Annotated in this window: 3 protein-coding genes; all 3 read left to right on the top strand. The window is 42.5% G+C overall.

What is annotated here, in order from left to right:
- Positions 1–91 precede the first annotated feature (91 nt).
- Genes FLL46_RS19065 through FLL46_RS19055 form a run of 3 tightly spaced genes read left to right on the top strand, consistent with a single transcriptional unit; the run spans position 92 to position 22,517 of the window.
- On the top strand, positions 92–10,990 hold the full coding sequence (locus tag FLL46_RS19065) for an SDR family NAD(P)-dependent oxidoreductase (protein ID WP_142932932.1): 10,899 nt from the start codon (positions 92–94) through the stop codon (positions 10,988–10,990).
- Positions 10,991–11,002: 12 nt separating this feature from the next.
- Positions 11,003–12,850: an aspartate aminotransferase family protein gene (locus FLL46_RS19060; protein ID WP_168204239.1), complete on the top strand. Its 1,848-nt coding sequence runs from the start codon at positions 11,003–11,005 to the stop codon at positions 12,848–12,850.
- Position 12,851: 1 nt separating this feature from the next.
- The gene (locus FLL46_RS19055; RefSeq protein WP_142932930.1) at positions 12,852–22,517 is read left to right on the top strand and encodes a non-ribosomal peptide synthetase; all 9,666 of its coding nucleotides are present in this window, start codon (positions 12,852–12,854) and stop codon (positions 22,515–22,517) included.
- The last annotated feature ends 104 nt before the right edge of the window (positions 22,518–22,621 follow it).

Below are 22,621 nucleotides of genomic sequence, written 5' to 3'. Positions count from 1 at the left end.
TCTAGTCGTGTGTGTCGCCATTTCGAATAAAGCATATGAGTGTTTTACTAGACCAAACTAAAGCTCATTCCAAAATGTCAAGAGAGACAAAATGATTGATCAAGAATTATTACAAGAATTGACAGAGTCTTATCTTAAGTCGCTAATGTCAGAGGCCGCAGACTCGTTAAGTGCAAATTTTGATTCCTTCGCTCCTTTTGGAGAGCTGGGAGTTAACTCGTTTCACGTGCTCAAAATTATTAAGAAGCTGGAAGCCGATTTTGGAACTTTGCCTAAAACGCTGCTTTTTGAAAACTTCAACATTAATGATTTAGCGCTTTATTTTGTGAAAAAGCACGATAAGACGCTAAACACCAAGTTTGCAGCAGAATTAGAAAATTCAACTCAGTCAACCGATACAGGTTCGAAAGACATAGCAAAGGAACCGAGTGAAACAGCGAGCAAAACTGAACTAAAAGAACACGCGGCTGAAGCGTCTCAAATTCAAGCATCGTCTAAAAAACTTCCTATTGTCATTTTAGAAAAAGAGGTTTCTAAAGACGCCCAATTAAATGCGACAGTGCAACAGTTATTTGAAGACTATAAAAATGAAACTTCGGTATCAAGAGGCACCAGAAATATCGCGCCTTATCTTTTTGTTGGCGGTGAAAAGAAAGGTTATTTCAATTTTAGCCACGGCAAAAATATTATCCTTGTTTATGCCTATACGGGGCCCAATGAATATTTAGACGTTATCGCAGAGGAATTGCGCCAATACTGCGTTGAGAATAACTTTGAATTGAACATGTTTTCTGGACATCCCATCGATAAAGTTGGCGAGGTTCAGTTTTCGGCGACTCCTTTTGGTGTTGTACAACGTGTGTTAGACCTGCAAAAATTTACTCTGAAAGGCGGTTCAATGCGTCGCCTTAGATATCAAGTCTCTAAGTTTGAAAAGGCGGGTAAGTGTCACACTGAAGAATATCGTTGTGGTTCTAATCCTCAGATTGATCAAAATATCGCCGACATCATTGACCAATGGTGTGAGACCAGAACGATGGTCAATCCGCTGATTCATATTGTCAAAGAGGAAATCCTGGCTGGTAAGCTCAGTGACCAACATCGCGTTTTTATCACTTACAGCAATGATGTTCTACAAAACGCGATATTGATTTCCTCAATGTCATCGGAGCAAAATGGCTATCTAATGGATTTGGAGTTCTATCCCAAAAGTATGCCGCTCGGCGGGTTAGAATTTGCCATCGTCAAAATTATTGAAATTCTTGTTGCCGAAGGTAGCAATATGCTCAGCCTCGGCGGCACTTATGGTTGTAAACTAGAGTCTTCTCCAACTGCAGATCCCGCTGTCGACCAAATCCTTGACGAATTACGTGATCAAAATATTTTCAATGATGAAGGTAATTTGCAGTTTAAAAATAAGTTTCGTCCTGAGAATAAAACCATTTATTTATGCCGTGAAGTGGGTAGTAGCAACCCCGATAATGTTATCGATATTATCATGATGATTGCTGATCCCTCGAAAACAAATTCTTCAGCGCAGGCGCTTCCGAGCCCACATCTTGTTGTCGAGTCAAAAGTAGAAAACTCACAGACTATTGTCGAAGATAAAACAATCGTCGAAGAAAAAACTTCTTCCAAAAATAAAACAGTACAAACAGCACCTTCATCAGTGCAAAGCTCATTTGCTGAAATGGTTATTGAAGGAGAGAAGCGTTCGCTTGTTTTATCTGATTTTGGTTACAACCCTCTCAATGTTCCTTGCGAACAAGTCGAGTTTGATTTGAAAACCGACTCGTGGGCGCAGTTGAAAATGCCTTGTATCGACAAACAGATGAAACTTTTACACAGCCAACTCCAGCGACCTGGAAGCCTTGAGAAAAGCTTGAGAGCAATTTTCCCTTTCTCATACTTTTTGTTAACTGAGTCAGGCCGAGCCGCTGAAAGCATCTTCTGTAAAGCCTGGCCTAAGAAGGGAACAGTACCTCAAAACCTACTTTTTCCTACCTGGATATTCAGTCAGATCGAAAACGGTTTTACGCCTCAGGAAATCCCGTCTTCAGAGGTTTTCAAGTTAGACTCGAACCAGATTTATAAAGGAGAGCTAGAATGGGAAGCACTGCAGAAGAAAGTGGAACATGAACCAGATTCAATTGCTTTTGTTTGTCTTGAAGTGAGCGACAATGCTGTTGGCGGTCATCCAATCTCCATGCAGCATCTAAAGCAGGTTAAGTCCTTATTAACCAAACACTCGATTCCTCTGGTTATTGATGGGACTCGCGTAGTTGAAAATGCGCAGTATATACGAGAAAACGAAACTGAGTATGCAGAGAAGGACGTTTGGTCGGTGGTTCAAGAAATATATTCCTATGCTGATGCCATCACTGTGAGTTTAGCCAAGGATTTCTGCATTAATAAAGGCGGGTTAATCGCTACTAATGACGCCAAACTCTTTGAACGATTGCAAAAGCAATCTGAGGAAGAGGGAAGTGGGCTAAATGTAATCGATAAGAAGCTGATCGGGCTTGCGCTGCAAAATAAGAAACAAATCGAAATTCAGACATTGCGAAGAATGCAGTCGGTCAAACTTATCTCAAAAGCGTTACTGCAAAACCAAATCCCTATCGTACAACCTGTCGGCGGGCATTGTATTTTAATCGACGTCAAGCAAATTGCTGAGTTTAAAGACTTTGAAAAACCAGTCGAATCCTTTTTAGCCTGGTTGTACCTCAATACGGGTATTCGTGCTGGAGAGCATAGCGTTGGAATGCAAAAAAATACTTCTCTCAATGATTTGGTACGACTGGCAATCCCTGTCGGATTATCGCGAGAATCGGCTGAAGAGATAGCAACCAAGCTAGTAGGACTTTTCAGCAGAAAAGAAAATATTCCTGAAGTGGTGGCTACCACGGACGGCTCAAGTGCGATTGGAAATGTTAATAGTAATTATGTTTTAAAACAGTATCATAATCTTTCTGCAAAAATGGTTTCTCCCAGTGTTGTGCGAGAAACCGAAGCAGAAACTCAATTAGAAAATACGCCTGTCGATTCAATTTCCAAGTATACAACTGGAAGCGATACAGGTTCCCACCTGGCAGGAGGCGAACCATCAGCATCTCAACCATCCAAGTCATTCGAATCAAATCAATTGCTGACAGAGAATGATCTTTCAACCGAGTCAATATCTTCAAGCGAAAACAAGGCTAAAGAAATTGCTATCGTCGGTATGTCCGGTCGTTATCCCCAAGCGAAGAATATGGATGAGATGTGGCAAAACCTGGTAGATGGAAAAGACTGCATCGGTGATATTCCAGATACACGTTTTAGCAGAAGACGTCAGCGGGAGACCAGTAAAAAATATCGCGGTGGCTTTATTGATGACGTTGATAGATTTGATTCATTGTTTTTCAACATTTCTCCACGGGAAGCTGAGACTCTCGATCCTCAAGAAAGAATTTTCATGGAAGTTGCCTGGGAGGCTTTGGAAGATGCGGGCTACTATCCTGAATCTCTGGCGAAAGATAATCCTGCCAATCAAGATGGTAAGCAGCGTGACATAGGCGTATTTGTAGGCGCGGTATGGGCAATGTATCAGACAGTTGGCGCGGAAGAAAGACTTGCTGGAAACGAAGCGATTGCAAGCTCTTTTCTTTGGAGTATCGCTAATCGCGTGTCTTACTTTATGAATCTTTCAGGGCCGAGCCTTGCCGTCGATACTGCTTGCTCGGCGAGTCTGACAGCGATTTATCTCGCCAGCGAAGCCATTCAGAAAGGAGAATGTTCTAGCGCCATTGTCGGTGGTGTCAACCTGGATGTTCATCAATGTAAACAGGAAATTACTGTTGCCGGTGGCTTACTGTCAGAAGATGGTTTATGCCGTACCTTTGGTAAGGGGGCTAATGGCTATGTTCCTGGAGAAGGTATCGGCGCAATAGTTCTTAAGCCCCTAGCGAAAGCTGCGCAAGATAATGACAATATTTACGGCGTGATTAAAAGTATTGCGATTAACCACGGCGGACGCACCAGTGGTTACTCGGTGCCAAACCCTAAAGCTCAAGGCGATTTAGTGTTGGCGGCGCTTAAAAAAGCTGATATCGATGCGCGCACCATTGGATATATCGAGGCCCACGGAACAGGTACCGAACTTGGTGATCCGATCGAAATTACTGGATTAACAAATGCTTTCGAGAATTATGAAGTTGAAAATCAAACCTGTGCTATTGGCTCTGTAAAAACCAATATTGGACATTTAGAAGCTGCTGCGGGAATCGTTGGCGTGTGCAAAGTTCTCCTACAAATGAGACACCGCAAGCTGGTTCCTTCCCTGCATTCATCTGAGCTCAATGAGTTTATTGAATTTCACAACTCTCCGTTCTATGTCGAGCAAAAAGTTGAAGAGTGGAAAGAAAAAGAAGTTGATGGAAAGCGATACCCGCTAAGAGCCGGGATCAGTTCATTTGGCGCTGGCGGCTCCAACGCACATATCATTATCGAAAAGTATGAATCGCAACCGATAGAGGATACGGCGAAAAGTGAATCGAAAAAGCAGCCTTCTCAAAATTTGATATTTCCGTTATCGGCGCGCAATGAAGATCAATTACGCGAATCAGCGAAACGCCTCAAACACTATTTACAAACTGATCTTGCGCAAGATAAAGAACGACAGTCGGATATTAATGATATTGCGCATACCTTACAGGTCGGCAGAAAATCATTCGACCACCGCTTGGTCGCGATCGCGAAAAATAAAAAGGAACTGACAACACTTCTTAATCTTTTTATTGAAGGCAAAAAAGACGAAAAAATTCTGACGGGCAACGTCAAAAATGCTGAAGGCATTACCAAATTACTTAATCGTAAAGAAAAAGAAGAATTCATTGGTTTGCTTTCCCAGGGCAGAAATGCGCAAAAGTTAGCACAACTCTGGATTGATGGTTTACTGACTGATTGGCAAGGAATGCAGTCTCAAAGTTCAGCGAATGAAACAGGAAAAAGAATTTCACTACCCACGTATCCTTTTGCGGATAAGCGTCATTGGATATCCAGAATCGATGGGCAAGAAGGAATATCTAACAGCGGTGCAATGATTTCGGGAATGCACCCACTAATCGATTCGAATGAATCGACCTTTGAGCGCCAGGTTTTCAAGAAAACCTTTAATGAAAATGAATTTTTCATTTATGACCATCTGGTATCAGAGATCCCGACGCTTCCCGGTGTTGGATACCTGGATTTTGCCCGCAAAGCCGGTGAGATAGCCGCTGGCAGAAAAGTTCAGAAAATTAAAAATATTGTTTGGGTTAGCCCACTTACTGTAGAGGACTCGATTCCTAATGAAACTTTTATTGAACTGAAGCCCAGCGGCGATTCAGTTCAATTTGAAGTATTTAGTGAAAGAGAAGATGGCGGCAAACAGCTCTATTCACAGGGAAAACTTTTTTATGCGACTCAACAGGAACTAGAAGCAGAAGACGAATACATCGACGTTGAAAGCATTCGTTCTCGATGTGTCAAAGTGACCGACGGAAAATCATCTTATCCGTTATTTAAGTCCCTTGGATTAGATTTGGGGCCTAGCTTTCAGGTTTTACAGGACATCTACAAAAATGATGACGAAGTTCTTGGTGAACTAAAGATACCAGAAATTCGCATGAATGATTTTCATGAGTACATACTGCACCCGTCGTTAGTCGATGGTTCTTTCCAGGCATTTATGGGCGCATCACTCGGAGGAGATGCTTCGGGCGAAATGATCGTACCTTACTCTCTAGGCGAGGTCGAAGTCCTCCATCCGCTGACTGAAAATTGTTATACCTATGTGACTGACGCGACCGGCGGCAAAAAGTCGAATTCGGGCTTATCGAAAAAGAATGTTTTTATTGTTGGTGAAGACGGAAAAGTCCTGGTAAAAGTCAAAGACTCTGTCGGCGTTCCCTTAACTGATGTTCACGAAAAGCCCGCAGCAGAAAGTGATGACGATGAATTTTCCAAACTCTACTACTCATCCGAATGGGAAAGTACACCTTTAGCCGGGGTACTTGACTCTAATAGTGATTTGCCGTCAATTTTACTCTTCGATACAGACGAAAAACTCACAGATGCTTATCGCAAGAGGCTCAAACAAGCAGGGCGAAATGAAGACGATATCGTTTTGGTTAAGCCGGGTAAAACTTTCAAAGTGCTGGACAATGGAAATTACACAGTTAACACAAATAAGAGCGACGACTTTGTTAAATTGTTCGAAACTTTAAAAGACAATAGTTGGGAATTCGGTAAGGTTTGTTTTGCCTGGCCAACTCAAGTTAAAAATAACAAGAGCGATCGAGATACTTTATTACAAGAACCATTGGAAAGAGGTGTTTATTCTTTCCTTCCGTTGTGTCAATCAATAATCGAGCAAAAACTCGAAAGCAAGATCGAGTTACTTTACCTTTACCAGGTGAATGTAGATGAACCACAACCTCACAATGAAGCAATCAATGGTTTCGCAAAAATTCTGTTAGCTGAAAGCCCGCGGCTAAGATGTAAAATTCTCGAAGTTCAGCTACAAGAAGTACAACAAGAAACACAACAAGAAACACAACAAGATGATACAAGCATCGATAGCCTGCTGAATGTCGTTTTGTCCGAATTTCTGCTGGATACACGCTACGATTTAACCGTTCGCTATCAACAACAGGAGCGATCTGTTAAGCACATCAAAGAGCTTAATCTAGAGCAAACCCTGAACGCTGATGAAAACGCTAAAAGCGAATCGTCGGAACACCTCAGAATAAAGGAAAATGGTGTTTATTTAATCACTGGTGGTGCAGGCGGTCTCGGCCTTATCTTTGCGGAGTATTTAGCCAAAGAGTGCCGTGCTAAGTTGATATTAACTGGTCGCTCTAAGTTATTAGCGGAGCGAGAAAGTCAACTAGATGAGCTGAGAAAATCAGGCGCCGAAATACTCTATGTACCAGCCGATGTATCTAAGCACGAATCGGTCAAGAATTTAATTCAAGAAAGCAAATCTCACTTTGGCGAAATAAACGGCATCATTCATAGCGCAGGTGTGCTGAGAGATTCTTATGTCAGGAACAAAACGCTCGATGAAATGAAAGCCGTTTTTGCGCCCAAGTTATACGGAACAACGCATTTAGATGAGCTAACTAAAAATGAGAACCTGGACTTTTTCGTCATGTTCTCCTCGCTGGCCGCGCTCGCCGGAAACGCAGGTCAAAGTGATTATTCTTTTGCCAATCACTTTATGGATTCATTCGCGCACAAACGTGAGCTTGCGCGAATGAAAGGGGAGCGTACAGGAAAAACCTTGAGTCTTAACTGGTCAATCTGGGCTGGTGGAGGAATGCAGCTAGATGAACAAACCGAGCTTTTCTTCAGAAAGAATCTGGGCATCAAACCACTAAGTAGTGAAACTGGACTTGAAACCTTCATCAAGGGTTTGGGATCGAGTAAGGCAAACTTCGCTGTTATTGAAGGCGTTCAGGAAAAAATTGAGCGAGCTTGGGGGCTGATTGAAGAAGAGGTGCCTGAAACAATTACTTCTGTTGATGCTGAATCTTCTGGTGCGGAATCATCCTCGAACACTGAGGCCGATGGCGAGTTAACCATTTTAGTCCAAACCGAACTCTCTAAGATTGTCATGGATTTTCTGAAATTGGATGCAGAAGACGTTGATCTTGACACCATTTTACTTGACCTTGGATTTGACTCAATTGGACTAACCACTTTCGCCAATGCGGTTAATGATATTTATCCGTTAGATGTAACGCCGGTATTATTTTTCGAATATCCTAACATTCGAGAAATTGCAAAATATATTGCCGAGGAACATACCGATGAAGTACTAAAAGTTCATCAAACTTCAAGCAGTTCAAGTCCTGCTGCAGCAAGCTCGCAGCCTGAATCAACTAATGCTGTTACTGATAATCAAGACCCAATTATCATTAACAAAGGTTGGGCTCCGCAAGCAGACCAGGTTTCTAACGCGCCGGTGGCCGAAGGAAGTTTTTCACCAGACTTAAGATTTGTGCAACAGCCTATTGCGATTGTTGGCGCTAGCGGTGTGATGCCGCAATCTGAGGATTTAGAAGAATATTGGGAAAAATTGAAGAATGCGGAGAATAACATGGTGACTGTTATTCCCGAAGATCGATGGAGTTGGGAAGAGTACTATGGAGACCCTCTAGAAGAAGAAAATAAAACCAAATCCATATGGGGCGGTTTTATGAAAGAGGTTGATAAATTCGACCCGCTTTTCTGGGGAATTTCACCACGTGAAGCTGAAATGATGGATCCTCAACAACGTGTCTTTCTGGAAACAGTCTGGAACGCCATCGAAGATGCCGGTCACAAAGTTTCGGAATTATCAGGAACTAAAACTGGTCTGTTCGTCGGTGCGGCAACCAGAGATTACATTGACCTGATGGCTGCGGAGAACGCCGAACTCGACGGTTATTCGGCATCAGGAACCTCTCACGCTATTTTAGCTAATCGTATTTCTTTTTTGCTTAACCTACATGGTCCAAGTGCACCGCTCGACACGGCATGTTCCAGTTCATTAGTCGCACTTCACCGAGCCATTGAATCAATTCACACTGGCAGCTGTGACATGGCGATTGTGGGCGGTGTTCAAGTGATGTTAACCGCCGCTGCGTTTATTTCATTCGGCGCGGCGGGAATGTTAGCTTCTGATGGAAAATGTAAAACTTTCGACGAAAGAGCTGACGGTTACGTCAGGGGAGAAGGTTCCGGGGCCATTTTCATTAAGCCTCTCTCCATGGCTGAGGCTGATGGCAATCATATCTACGCGCTGATTAAAGCAACGGCAGAAAATCATGGCGGTAAAGCAACCATGTTGACTGCGCCGAATCCGAATGCACAAGCGGATCTATTAGTCGAAGCCTATTCGAAAGCGCAAGTTGATCCAACCACAGTAGGTTACATTGAATGTCACGGTACCGGAACCAGTCTCGGTGATCCGATTGAAATTCAGGCAATGAAGAAAGCATTTTCTGAGTTGTATAAAAAGCATAACAAAGGCCCGGCTAAAACTCCGCATGTTGGTTTGACCTCGGCTAAAACCAATATTGGTCACCTGGAAACTGCTGCGGGCATCGCCGGTATTTTGAAAGTCTTGTTATCCATTAAAAACAAGCAGATTCCAGCGTTACTTCATTTTGAAAAGCTCAACCCATATATCAATCTAAAAGGCACGCCTTTTTATATGGTGGATAAAACTCGTCCGTGGGATGCGATTCTGGATGAAGCTGGTAATGAACTACCACGCCGAGCAGGTGTGAGTTCGTTTGGTTTTGGTGGTGCCAATGTCCATGTAGTGTTAGAGGAATTTATTTGCGACCAGAATCAACCACTATCTGTTAGCGAAGAACCTTTGGTATTTGTGCTTTCAGCAAAGAACAAAGAAAGACTTAAAGCCTACGCCAATTTAATGTTGTCTCATCTGGAAAAATATGAAGTCAACCTGGTTAATTTTGCTTACACGCTACAGATTGGTCGTGACGCCATGGAAGAACGCATGGGGTTTGTTGCTAACTCGGTTGAACAATTAGTTGAAAAACTGAGTGCTTTTGCTGTGGATGATGCGAATGAGCAGGCAATTTCTACCGATAAACTTGATGGTGTTTATCAGGGAAGAATTAGCCGGAAAAAAGATGAACTTGAAGCTGATGATAATACTATCGGTGAGTGGGTTAACGAGAGAAACTATGATGAGCTAATCAGCGCCTGGGTTAAAGGTCAAGAGATTGACTGGAATCGACTTTATCAGTCGAACTCAAATCAAGCCGGCTCGGTTTCAAATAACAAACCAAAAAGAATCAGCTTACCGACTTATCCGTTTGAGCGCGAGAGATACTGGTTTGACACCAAGAATAGTGACCAGGGTTCTAAAAATGCCACAACCGCTGTGATACATCCGTTGTTGCACACCAATACTTCGGTACTGAGCCAGCAAAGCTATAGTTCGCGTTTTAACGGAAAAGAATTTTTCTTAAAAGAACAACAGCTAGTATCAGAAAATTCTGAGAACGCGCTTGATGCATTAAAGCATTCCTCCATAAAAGTGTTGCCTGAGATGGCTTGTCTTGAAATGGTCCATGAAGCAATAACTCAGGCAACCCGTTTGCAGAAAGACACAACAACTATCGAGTTATACGATACGGCCTGGGGAGAGCCGATTGCGGTTGATGAGAACAGGCAAGTTTCTATCGCGTTATTTGAAGTTGAAAACGGTCAAATTGATTTTGAGATTTTCAGCAGCGAGAGCTCAGATAACGAAACGGCAAATTCAACTAGCGACAGTGCTGAAGATATTATTCATTGTCAGGGAACCGCGGTGTTGAACCCTATCACAAAAGCACCGAAACTGGACTTGGAACAACTCGCCGATCAGATTGGAAATAATCAGTTAGACCTTGAGCAGCTTTATGGTGCTATCGAGAAAACCGGCGTTAATTACAGTCAATCTCTGCGCGCACTCAAAGCAATTTATCAAGGAGAGCAACAGCAACTTGTACGACTGGAATTGCCGAAAAGCATCGAAAACGAAGCGGGTGAGTTCAGTTTACATCCAAGCACAATGGAAAGTGTGCTACAAGCGGCTACCGGTCTAATTTCGGATCTTGAAAAGTTAGCTACTCAGCCGGCAATGCCATTTGCACTTGATTATCTCAAAGTGAATTCACCGTGCACGAATGATATGTACGCCTGGATTCGCTACTCAAGAGGAAGTAGCACCTTAGATGAAATGCTTAAGCTGGATATTGATCTGCTGGATAGTCAGGGCAAAGTTTGTGTAACCATGAAATCACTGACCTTTAATAATGACTTTTTGCCGCCGAAAGCCAAAGCACAACAAAGTGACTTTGAGTCGTTATTAGATTCGATATACGACTCAAACTCGAATGCTTCTCAGCATCAAGAAACGGTCAGCGATTATACATTTGAAGAATTACTAGAAAAGCTTTATTAGAGGATGATTAACATGTCGGTTGAAATGAATGAAATTGCGGACAAAATTCTTTCAAAGAATATTGATAAGCAGGAAGCATTGCGAAACTTTCAGAAACTATCTGAGGAAGAAAAAGATCTTTTAACCTCGCAGTTGAAAGTTAAGTTGTCTGGCGATGATGCTTTAAAGAACAAACTATCTGCTAAGGCGGCAGGTAGCACACTTAAAGCAATTGATCAGAGGAACCTTACCGAAGAACATCAAAATTATATCGAGCAACTCAATCAGGAATATGAGAAGTTTGTCCCTGAATCTAAGAAAAATATCGCCAAACACCAACACTATTTTGTTGATCAGCGAAGGCCATTTCATCTGATTAAAGACTTGAAAAAATTACATTTCCAAATCACCTATCAAAAAGCCGAAGGCGCTTACGTGTACGATATCGATGGAAATAAATACGTCGATATCTCTGGTGATATGGGGGTCAACTTATTCGGGCATAAACCTGAATTTATAATTAATGCCGTAAAAGATAGCCTTGACCAGGGAATTCCACTCGCGGGCTATTCCGAGAAAATCTTTGAAACATCAAAGCTGTTTTCTGAGATCACCGGACATGAACGCGTATTATTTACCCAATCTGGAACCGAAGCCGTTATGTTTGCGGTGCGTATCGCGAGAGCTGCGACAAACAAAAAGAAAATTGTGATTTTTGAAGGTTCTTACCACGGGTTGTCAGACGCTGTAACGGCGATGAGCGATCAACATGGCAGAAGCCTGGCGATGGGCCCCGGAATGCTGCAAGAGTTTGCAGAGCAAATCATTGTTCTTGAATATGGAAATATGGAGCACCTCGATATTATTGAAGCGCACGCTGATGAGATTGCTTGCGTTTTAGTCGAGCCGGTTCAATCCAGACACCCTTATATTCAGCCGGTTGAGTTTCTCAAAGAAGTTCGCAAACTAACGCTGGAAAAAAACATGGCGTTAATTTTCGACGAGATGATCACCGGTTTTAGAATTAGCCATCGCGGAGCGCAAGGTTACTTTAACATTAAGGCCGATATCGCGACTTATGGAAAAATTCCAGGCGGCGGTTTACCCACTGGCGTTATTGCTGGATCGCCTAAATATATGGACTTGGTAGACGGTGGTACCTGGAACTTAGACGATGATACCATGCCGAAATCTAAGCGTACCGGTATGGCTGGAACCCATTCGCAAAACCCACTTAAAATAGCTTCAGTCTATGCGACTTTATCTGAGATTAAGAAACGCTGTAAAGGCGACCTTCAGAGTGATAATTGCCAATATTTTCAGAAAGAACTGAATGCGAAAACCAAATACCTGGTTGAGAATCTGAACGCATTTTTCCTGGCAAAAAATTTACCAATTACCATTGATGATTTTGGCTCATTGTTTCGATTTAGATTTATCGATAGTTACTGGGGGATCACCGAGGCGTTATTTTTCATTTTGCTTAGAATGAAGGGAATTGAAACTAACATTCAGGGAAATTGCTTTTTAACCACCGCACATACCGATGACGATATTGAATTTGTAATCAAAGGCGTAAAAGAAAGCTTAGAAACGCTTATAGCACAAAACTTTTTCTGCGAAGTTGAGCAGGAGGAACAGAATAACACCCAGTCGTTCGCGACGGAACATCATCTTGCGCCTTCTAAAAATGTAGCAACGCTTGACAACCTTCGCCAAAATAATTTCGGTCAGTCTGCGTCTGTTGGTGGTCAAAAAGAGTCCGGTCAATTAGAGTCCAGTCAAGTTAGTTCGGGACAAGTCAATAATGAACAGATTGAAAAGTTGATGAATTTAATTAAAGCGGACTTGCAGAATTTCCAAGAAGAGCAAGGGAATTAAGATGGGGGCGGTTGAGCTTAATGTCTTAAGCGAGGTAAGCAAAATAGTTGAGTCAACATTAAAGTTGCCTGCTGGTAAGTTAGATGTTGACGCTGAGTTAGAAAGTTTTGGGTTAGATTCCATCATTACTATGGAATTGATGACTAATTTGTCAAAAAAATTCGATGTGTCTATGACTCCGGCACAATTTTCCGATGTCAATACAGTTAATGAACTGGCCAGAACGATACAGGAAAATTTGGCCGATGTAGCTGTTGATACTAAAGAACAGGCTGACACCCAAAAGGATAACGCTGAAGTTGGTAAACACAAAATCAATCAACTTGACAACGCAAAAATAAACTCGCCAGAATTAATAGCTGCCGCCAACTTTAATACTTTTAACTTTAATGCTTTGCAATCGAATCGACTTTCTCATAAGAGTAATCGCCGTTTTATTAAAAATGAGAAAAGCAGTAAAGTCTCGAACCAGTCCTACTTCGAAAACTTGTTGAACTACATCAAACAAAAGTTTTCGATTGATTTGAGCCATCAATCTTTCAGAACTCTCGACGAAGTTGTCGAGGTTTTAGTTTCTCAACATTTTGAAGATTTGCTATCTCATTATCAATTAACAGAGGCTTCGTTAATTAGTGGTGATAACTACACCAGTAGAGCCGACTCTGATTTTGATCAGACATTAATGCATCATTTTGATGTGGCCATAGTAGGCCTGAGCTGCCGCTTTCCCGATGCACCAGATGCCAGGACATTCTGGAATAACCTGGTAACAGAGAAAAACAGTATTCGAGAAATCCCCAAGTCGCGCTGGGACTGGGAAGAACATTACGCCCAAGAGCCAACACCGGGAAAGACGGTGACCAAATGGGGCGCGTTGATTGAGGATGTGGATTGTTTCGACCCATCGTTTTTTAACCTGTCAGCCGATGAAGCCAAAGTGCTCGACCCCCAGGAGCGTTTGTTACTGCAACAGGTCTACCTGGGGTTAGAAGATGCCGGGATAGATGCGGGGCGTCTGCGCGGCTCCAATACCGGGGTGTTTATCGGTTATGAATATGCCGAGTATGAGCAATACTTAAGAGACCATGCAGGCCAGATAGCGAATGCGCCGCTGTTTAACTCATCGAGTCCGACCTATTACCTGGCCAACCGGCTATCCTACCTGTTTGATTTCTGTGGACCGAGTGAATCAATTAATACCAATTGCGCTTCTTCGGCAGTGGCGATTAACCGGGCTTACTATTCACTGCTGAACCAGGAAAGTGAAGTGGCAGTGGCGGGCGGTGTCTGTCTGAACCTGTTTGTGAATGACTATATCACCGGCTCGCAGTATGGGATGTTATCGCCGGATGGGACCTGTGGTGTGTTTGATGATAATGCCAACGGCTTTACCCGGGGAGAGGGGGTTGGCGTGGTGGTATTAAAACGCCTGGCCGATGCTGAGCGAGATAACAATCATATCTACGGGGTGATAAAAGCCTGTCATCAGAATAACCGGGGCGGTGCGAATGACCTGTCGGAAATCAAACATGAAGCGATAACCCGGGTGATAGGGGATTGTTATGACAAGGCAGGTATTAATCCGGAAACAATCGATTATATTGAAGTGGATGGTTACTCGACCAAATGGGGTGATTCCTTTGAGTTTGAAGGGATTAAGAATGTGTTTAAGGGGCAGAAGCCAGGCCATAAACCCAATCGCCATAAACACTGTGCATTAGGCAGTGTGAAAGGCAATATCGGTCATCTTGAACCGGCGAGTGGTATTGCCAGTGTGATAAAAGTGGCGTTGTCGCTGAAGCACCGGAAATTCCCGGCGACGATAACGAAACGTCAGGTGAGTGATTTTATTGATATCAAGCAGAAATCCCACCCGCTTTATATTGCGGACCGGGAAATCGAGTTTGAGGGAATCCGCGGGGAGCAGGACAGGCTCATTCGTGCAGGGGTTAATTCCTTTGCCGATAGTGGGGCGAATGTTCATATTGTGCTGGAGGAGTATGTCACCTCGAAACAAAACAATCATCTTCAACAGGAAACTGCTGCGGTCAATCAGGCGCAGTTATTCATTCTTTCGGCGAAGGACCGGGCTCGACTGGCCGATTATGTTGACCGGTATATTGATTTTCTCTCGGCGGAGTCGGGGGTTGAATTTGCAGATTTGATTTACAGTTTACAGACTGGCCGGGAGGCGATGACAGAAAGATTGGCGGTGATTGCGACATCGGCTGATGAATTACTTAAGAAATTGACTTTGATTAAGGACTTCAACTTTCTGAATGGGGCAGGTAAAGCCAGCGAGTTTGAAAGTCGGGGCATTTATCACTGTGATTTAAACCAGGCAGAAAAAAATCCGTTGGTGGATTCCATCACTGAAGAAATGGCGAGCCAGATGGTTGGGGAGAGTGTTCAAACGGCTCAGTGGCAGCAGGTTGCTTTGTTGTGGACGAATGGTGTGGTCGTTCCCTGGATGGAGATTTGGCAAGGGAAGTCGGTTCAACGAACCTCCTTACCGGCTTATCCTTTTGCGAAACAAAGGTACTGGTTGTCGAGTAGTGACGAACAAGAATTAGATGGGCCAAAGATTTCTCAACAATCACCCTTGAATGAAATTCAGAACAATACGCTAAACGAAGAGCCGTTTGTTGAGACTGCATTGACAGAAGAATGGGTTATTTCTGCAGATAGTAACCAATCAAGTCAAGCTGTTGCTATGGACTCCGTTGAAAAAATCAGATTGTTTTTGCAACAAGTCGTAGCGCGGCAACTTGATAAGAAACTCAATGAGATTGACATTGAACAAAACTACCTCGAACTGGGTATGAACTCTTTGGGGATCGCAGATCTTATTCAACAAACTAACCAACTTCTTCAAGAAAAACTTTCACCCAGCTTAGTATTTAAATACATGGATATTAAAAAGCTAAGCGACTACCTGGTGGAATCTTTTCCTGAGAAAGTTGACGGACTTACTGCTACTAAAAGCAAAAAATTAGCAATCAGACAAGGTGAGCGCGGCGCCGTTACAGTTGAATCGGCACCGCTAACCACAGTTAAGAAAGTGAATAAAAAAAGAGAGGAGCAATGCCGAGAGTTTCCATTGTCCATCGGCGAAAAAGGACTTTATATTCTACAAAAACTTCATCCTGAAATGAGCGCATACAATGTACCGTTGTGCTTTAAGGTGAGCCAAAAACTCAACCTTGAAGCGCTGGCACAGGCCTGGCTATTTTTACAAAAGCAATTTCCAATATTGACAGCGCGAATTAGTGAGGTAGATGGTGTCTTGTATCATCAACTTGATGAGCAGTGTGAAACATCGTTTCAAAAACAAACTATCGAGCTAGATATCGATCTCGATGATGAACAAGAACTTTTAGCTTTCTTACAAGATCGAGCGAAACAATCTTTTGACCTCAATCATGGGCCGCTCACTCGAATCGAATTATTCGCTCTGAAAGACTCCAGATCTAAAAATAACGGAAAGCAAAAAGCGCCAAATGATTGCTACATTATATTGATCACAATTCACCACATCATATTTGACGGTGCTTCTGCTGAAGTGTTATTGCGTTCGCTATTTACTTTTTATCAACAGCTGTGTCAGGGAGATAAAGTTTTTCTGCAAGAGGGATTAGCTGGATACCAAAGCTATGTTTCCTGGGAAGAGTCGCTTATTAATTCTAACGAAGGGATTTCCCATGGAGAATATTGGCAACAGCAGCTCAGTGGTGAATTGCCCAGTTTTGAATTATTTAGCGAAACATCTAAAACACAGACAACAACCTTTGAGGGTAAAACACTCATTCAAGAGTTGCCCGCCGAAATTGCACAATGGGTTCATCAAATTTCTCAGTCACAATCGGTACAACCTTCAGCAATATTTCTGGCTGTATTTCAACTCTTGCTTCATAAATATACCAGTCAAGAAGATATCATTATCGGGATGCCGGTAATGGGACGCACCGAGCGAGAATTCGCTAATGAAATTGGTTATTTTATTAACATGTTGCCATTGCGTAACAACTGTTCACCCAGCCTTAAATTCAAAGCGTTTCTTCGTAATGTGCAGTCGAATATGTTGGATGCGTTATATCATTCCAGTTATCCATTTCCTTTGATGTTGGAAAGGCTACAGTTAAATCAAGGAGAGAAAAATCCAGTTTTTCAAGTGTCTTACGCTTACCACAATTTTGTGCCGGAAGCAGACTATTCATTGTTTCCACATCTTGAAGCGCTAGAAATTGAAACACTAAACCAAGTAAGCCAAGAAGGTGACTTTGATTTGGGTTTGGAAATTTCGGAAGATCAAGAGTCATTTAGTGCTTACTTAAAATATAACTCAGATCTTTATTCTCAAGATTCTATTCAACGTTTGTTTGAAAATTATTGTGTCTTATTCAAGGAAATTGCTAATTCACCTGATTTGAATATCGGTGACTATCCGATCATCGACGCTGATGAAAAGCGTAGGTTACTCATTGATAACAATCAAACCAAAATGAGTTATCCGCGCAAACAATGTATTCATCAATTGTTCGCTAAACAGGCTAAACGTCACCCCGACAAAATTGCGGCGGTGTTTGGCCAGGAAAAACTGAGTTATCAGCAGTTGTATAAGAAAAGCAGCAAGCTGGCGTTGTATTTACAAGGGCAAGGTGTCAAACCCGATAGCCTGGTAGGATTGTGCGTAGAACGCTCACTGGATATGCTCGTTGGTATGCTGGGAATTTTGCAAGCAGGCGGTGCCTATGTGCCGTTAGATCCCAATTACCCGGAAGAGCGCTTGAGTTATATGCTGCAAGATATTTCCCAGCACAATGAGACAAGCATTGTTCTGACCCAGGAAAAATTGCAAGACAAACTGAACAAGCTGGTGGCTGATGAAACCCAATTAGTTGACCTGGATAACTGGTCGACAATCAGTCATCGTGTTGCCGAGCTTAAAAAGCAATCGTTCAAATTACGCCAAACAGTTAAGCCGGATAATCTGGCTTATGTGATTTACACCTCAGGGTCAACCGGTCAACCGAAAGGGGTAATGGTTGAACATCAAAGTCTGCAGTCACTTTGTGCCTGGCATAAAAAAGCCTTTGAAGTAACCGAGAAAAGTCGGGCGACTCAAGTCGCGAACATTGCATTTGATGCGGCCACCTGGGAAATCTGGCCTTATTTATTGCATTCAGCCAGTCTGGTGATTGTGCCTAATGAGTTGAGTTTAGATATTGAGCAACTGAACCAGTTGATTGTCGATAATGAAATCACCCATAGCTTTTTGGTCACACCAATAGCACAACAGCTGCTGCAACAATTTGATGGCAAGAGCCAACAGGCCGAGCAAACGAAATTAGAATACCTGTTAATTGGCGGCGATAAGTTATCAAAGTATGAAGATAAAAATTATCCCTTTACTGTGGTGAATAATTATGGCCCAACAGAATCGACGGTTGTGGCCACGTCATTCCCAATTGAAGGGAATTTCCCGATTCAAAATATCGGTCGTCCGATAGGGAATACTCAAGTTTATATTCTGGATGCTAATCATCATCCACAACCAGTTGGCGTTGCCGGCGAATTACATATTGCCGGTGATGGGTTAGCGAGAGGTTATCTCAATCAACCTGAATTGACCGATGAAAAGTTTATCGACAATGTATTTAATCCTGGTACTCGATTGTATAAAACCGGTGACATGGCTCGCTGGTTAGCAGATGGCACGATTGAATATTTAGGTCGAGTAGATACCCAGGTGAAAATTCGCGGATTTCGAATTGAAGTGGGTGAAATTGAAACTCAGCTTAATTTATATCCTGAAATAAAAGACAGTGTGGTTGTGGTTCAGGAACATAATGGTAATCCGCAGTTAGTGGCATTTTATCTGGCTATTGATAGTGAGATGGGGGATTTTACCAGCGTTTCAACCGAAAAACTGAAGGCACACTTACAGCAAACTCTACCGGTTTACATGGTTCCCGCAACTTTTGCTGGTCTTAAAGCGATTCCATTAACGGCTAACGGAAAAGTTGATCGTAAAAGTTTAGAAAAAAGAACCGTTAATATTGAGTCGACTCAAGTTTTTTCAGCCGCAACTACAGAAATAGAAAAACAGCTAGTGACTATTTGGGGAGAGCTACTGAATCTGGATTCTGAAAATATTGGTGTCAATGATAATTTCTTTGAACTTGGCGGGCACTCTCTCATTGTGACTCAACTTATTTCAATGATTCGCAGTGAACTAAAAATTGAGTTACCACTAAAAGCTGTATTTGAACATGGCAGCATCAAAGCATTAGCGCAGATAATCAGTCAGTGTGAAGAACAAGCAACGCCTGCCATTATTCCAGTGGACCGCTCAAAGCTAGAAAGCTTACCGCTAAGTTACGCGCAGGAAAGACTCTGGTTTATTGATCAACTGGAATCCGACAATGCAACTTACAATATTCCTGGTGCAGTTGTTCTTAAGGGCGATATTGATATTAACCTGATAGAGCAGGCATTTAATCTGATTATTGCACGTCACGAAAATTTGCGTACAACTTTTCCAGTTGAAAATGGTCAAGCCCAACAATTGATACAAGAAGGATTCAGTTTCAAATTGGAGCGAGCGGATTTTAGCCATTGTAAAGCCAGAAAAACACGTCACAAAAAGGCGATTCAACTCTGCCAGGCTGATGCAATCAAGCCATTCAAATTGGCAACTGGGCCGCTTATCAGAGGAATCGTGATCAAGCTTGCGGCACAAGAACATGTTCTTATGCTCAACATGCATCATATTGTCAGTGACGGCTGGTCTATGGTGGTACTCATTAATGAATTTGAATTGATCTTAAATGAACTAAGCCAATACCATCCAGAACAAAATAAGTCGATCTCCTTGCCGCCACTTGCAATTCAGTACGCGGACTACAGTGCATGGCAAAGAAACTGGTTAGAGAATGAAGGGGTATTAAAGCGGCAGCTAGCTTATTGGCAAGAAAAGTTGGCAGGTTTACCTGAAAGTTTAAATTTAATGACTGATTTTCCGCGACCTGGCGTACAAAGTTTTACCGGGGCTAATCTATCGTTTTCGTTTGATAGCCAACTGACAAAGTCATTACAACAATTTTCAGAAAAACACAGTTGCACGCTTTATATGACTTTGCTTTCTGCTTTTAAAGTGTTGATGTATCGCTACACCGGCCAGGAAGATATTTGCGTTGGTAGTCCTATTGCAAATCGTCAATATGGTGAAACTGAAAAATTAGTCGGCATGTTTGTCAACACGCTAGCTTTGAGAAGCCAAATAAAAGACCAGGACACTTTGGCTGACTTAGTCTCGAAAGTTAAAGATACTTGCTTAGAGGCATACGAAAATCAGGATACGCCGTTTGAAAAGATTGTGGACTTGCTGAGGCCGCAACGAAATATGGCAATGAGCCCATTATTTCAGGTGATGTTTGTTTTGCAAAACACAGACCTTGATAGAACGAAACGCGGTGAGGTAGAAAAACAAAATCTTCCTTTCGAAATTGAAGATTTTTCATTAGACAATGAAATCAGTCAGTTTGATTTGACGTTTGAGTTTGCTGAAGTCGAGAATGGCTTAAGTGGTTCCATTCAATACTGTAAGGCGTTGTTTAAACCAGAGACTATTTCTCGCATGGTTGAACACTTTACGACTTTGTGCCAAGTACTGATGAATGAACCAGATACGCCAATTGCAGCTCTGGACTATGTAGGTGATTCTGAAAAACAAGGGTTGCTCGTTGATAACAATCAAACCAAAATGAGTTATCCGCGTAAACAATGTATTCATCAATTATTCGCTAAACAGGCTAAACGTCACCCCGACAAAATTGCGGCGGTGTTTGGCCAGGAAAAACTGAGTTATCAGCAGTTGTATAAGAAAAGCAGCAAGCTGGCGTTGTATTTACAAGGGCAAGGTGTCAAACCCGATAGCCTGGTAGGATTGTGCGTAGAACGGTCACTGGATATGCTCGTTGGTATGCTGGGAATTTTGCAAGCAGGCGGTGCCTATGTGCCGTTAGATCCCAATTACCCGGAAGAGCGCTTGAGTTATATGCTGCAAGATATTTCCCGGCACAATGAGACCAGCATTGTACTCACCCAGGGAAAATTGCAAGACAAACTGAACAAGCTGGTTGCTGATGAAACCCAGTTAGTTGACCTGGATAACTGGTCGACAATCAGTCATCGTGTTGCCAAGCTTAAAAAGCAGTCGTTCAAATTACGCCAAACAGTTAAGCCGGATAATCTGGCTTATGTGATTTACACCTCAGGTTCAACCGGTCAACCGAAAGGGGTGATGGTTGAACATCAAAGTCTGCAGTCACTTTGTGCCTGGCATAAAAAAGCCTTTGAAGTAACCGAGAAAAGTCGGGCGACTCAAGTCGCGAACATTGCATTTGATGCGGCCACCTGGGAAATCTGGCCTTATTTATTGCATTCAGCCAGTCTGGTGATTGTGCCTAATGAGTTGAGTTTAGATATTGGGCAACTGAACCAGTTGATTATTGATAATGAAATCACTCATAGCTTTCTGGTCACCCCAATCGCGCAACAGCTGCTGCAACAATTTGACGGCAAGAGCCAACAGGCCGAGCAAACGAAATTACAATACCTGTTAATTGGCGGCGATAAGTTATCAAAGTATGAAGATAAAAATTATCCATTTACCGTGGTGAATAATTATGGCCCAACAGAATCGACGGTTGTGGCCACGTCATTCCCAATCGAAGGGGATTTCCCGATTCAGAATATCGGTCGTCCGATAGCAAATACTCAAGTTTATATTCTGGATGCTAATCATCATCCACAACCGGTTGGAGTTGCCGGCGAATTACATATTGCCGGTGATGGGTTAGCGAGAGGTTATCTCAATCAACCTGAATTGACCGATGAAAAGTTTATCGACAATGTATTTAATCCCGGTACTCGTTTGTATAAAACCGGTGACATGGCTCGCTGGTTAGTAGATGGCACGATTGAATATCTAGGTCGAGTAGATACCCAGGTGAAAATTCGCGGATTTCGAATTGAAGTGGGTGAAATTGAAACTCAGCTTAATTTATATCCTGAAATAAAAGACAGTGTGGTTGTGGTTCAGGAACATAATGGTAATCCTCAGTTAGTAGCATTTTATCTGGCTATTGATAGTGAGACGGGGGATTTTACCAGCGTTTCAACCGAAAAACTGAAGGCACACTTACAGCAAACTCTACCGGTTTACATGGTTCCCGCAACTTTTGCTGGTCTTAAAGCGATTCCGTTAACAGCCAACGGAAAAGTTGATCGCAGCGCGCTTGAGCAGATGCCAATAAGCATAGCATCGACTAATGAGTATGTTGCGCCAAGTAACGAAATTGAACAGCAACTCACAATTATCTGCGGGCAGTTACTCAACCTTAAATCAGAGAAGATTGGCATCAATGATAATTTCTTTGAACTTGGCGGGCATTCTTTACTTGCTACTCAGTTCATTTCAATGATCCGCGAACAACTAGCGGTAGATATACCTTTAAAAGTCTTATTTGATGTCAATAACTTGGCAGATATCGCATCGGTTATCAAAGCTATTAAGGCTCAAACAGAACAAATGATTGATATCGAAAAGAGTAATTCTGACGTTATCGATAGCGATACTGAGTTTGAAGAAATCTCACTATAGTCGTCGTTCTCGGTAAACACGATCTAATCAAGCAAAAATTATTTTATAAAACAAGTGAACTTTATCAAAGTTGATTTACGAAACTTCCCAGAAGAGGAGATTTA

The organism is Aliikangiella coralliicola, from assembly GCF_007004725.1.
Taxonomy (GTDB): Bacteria; Pseudomonadota; Gammaproteobacteria; order Enterobacterales; family Kangiellaceae; genus Aliikangiella; species Aliikangiella coralliicola.
The sequence above is the reverse complement of the archived record's forward strand: the minus strand, read 5'-3'. Positions and strand labels throughout refer to the sequence as shown.

Coding starts and splice junctions, on each gene's coding strand:
- FLL46_RS19065 (WP_142932932.1), top strand. CDS start 92: ATGATTGATCAAGAATTATTACAAGAATTGACAGAGTCTTATCTTAAG.
- FLL46_RS19060 (WP_168204239.1), top strand. CDS start 11,003: ATGTCGGTTGAAATGAATGAAATTGCGGACAAAATTCTTTCAAAGAAT.
- FLL46_RS19055 (WP_142932930.1), top strand. CDS start 12,852: ATGGGGGCGGTTGAGCTTAATGTCTTAAGCGAGGTAAGCAAAATAGTT.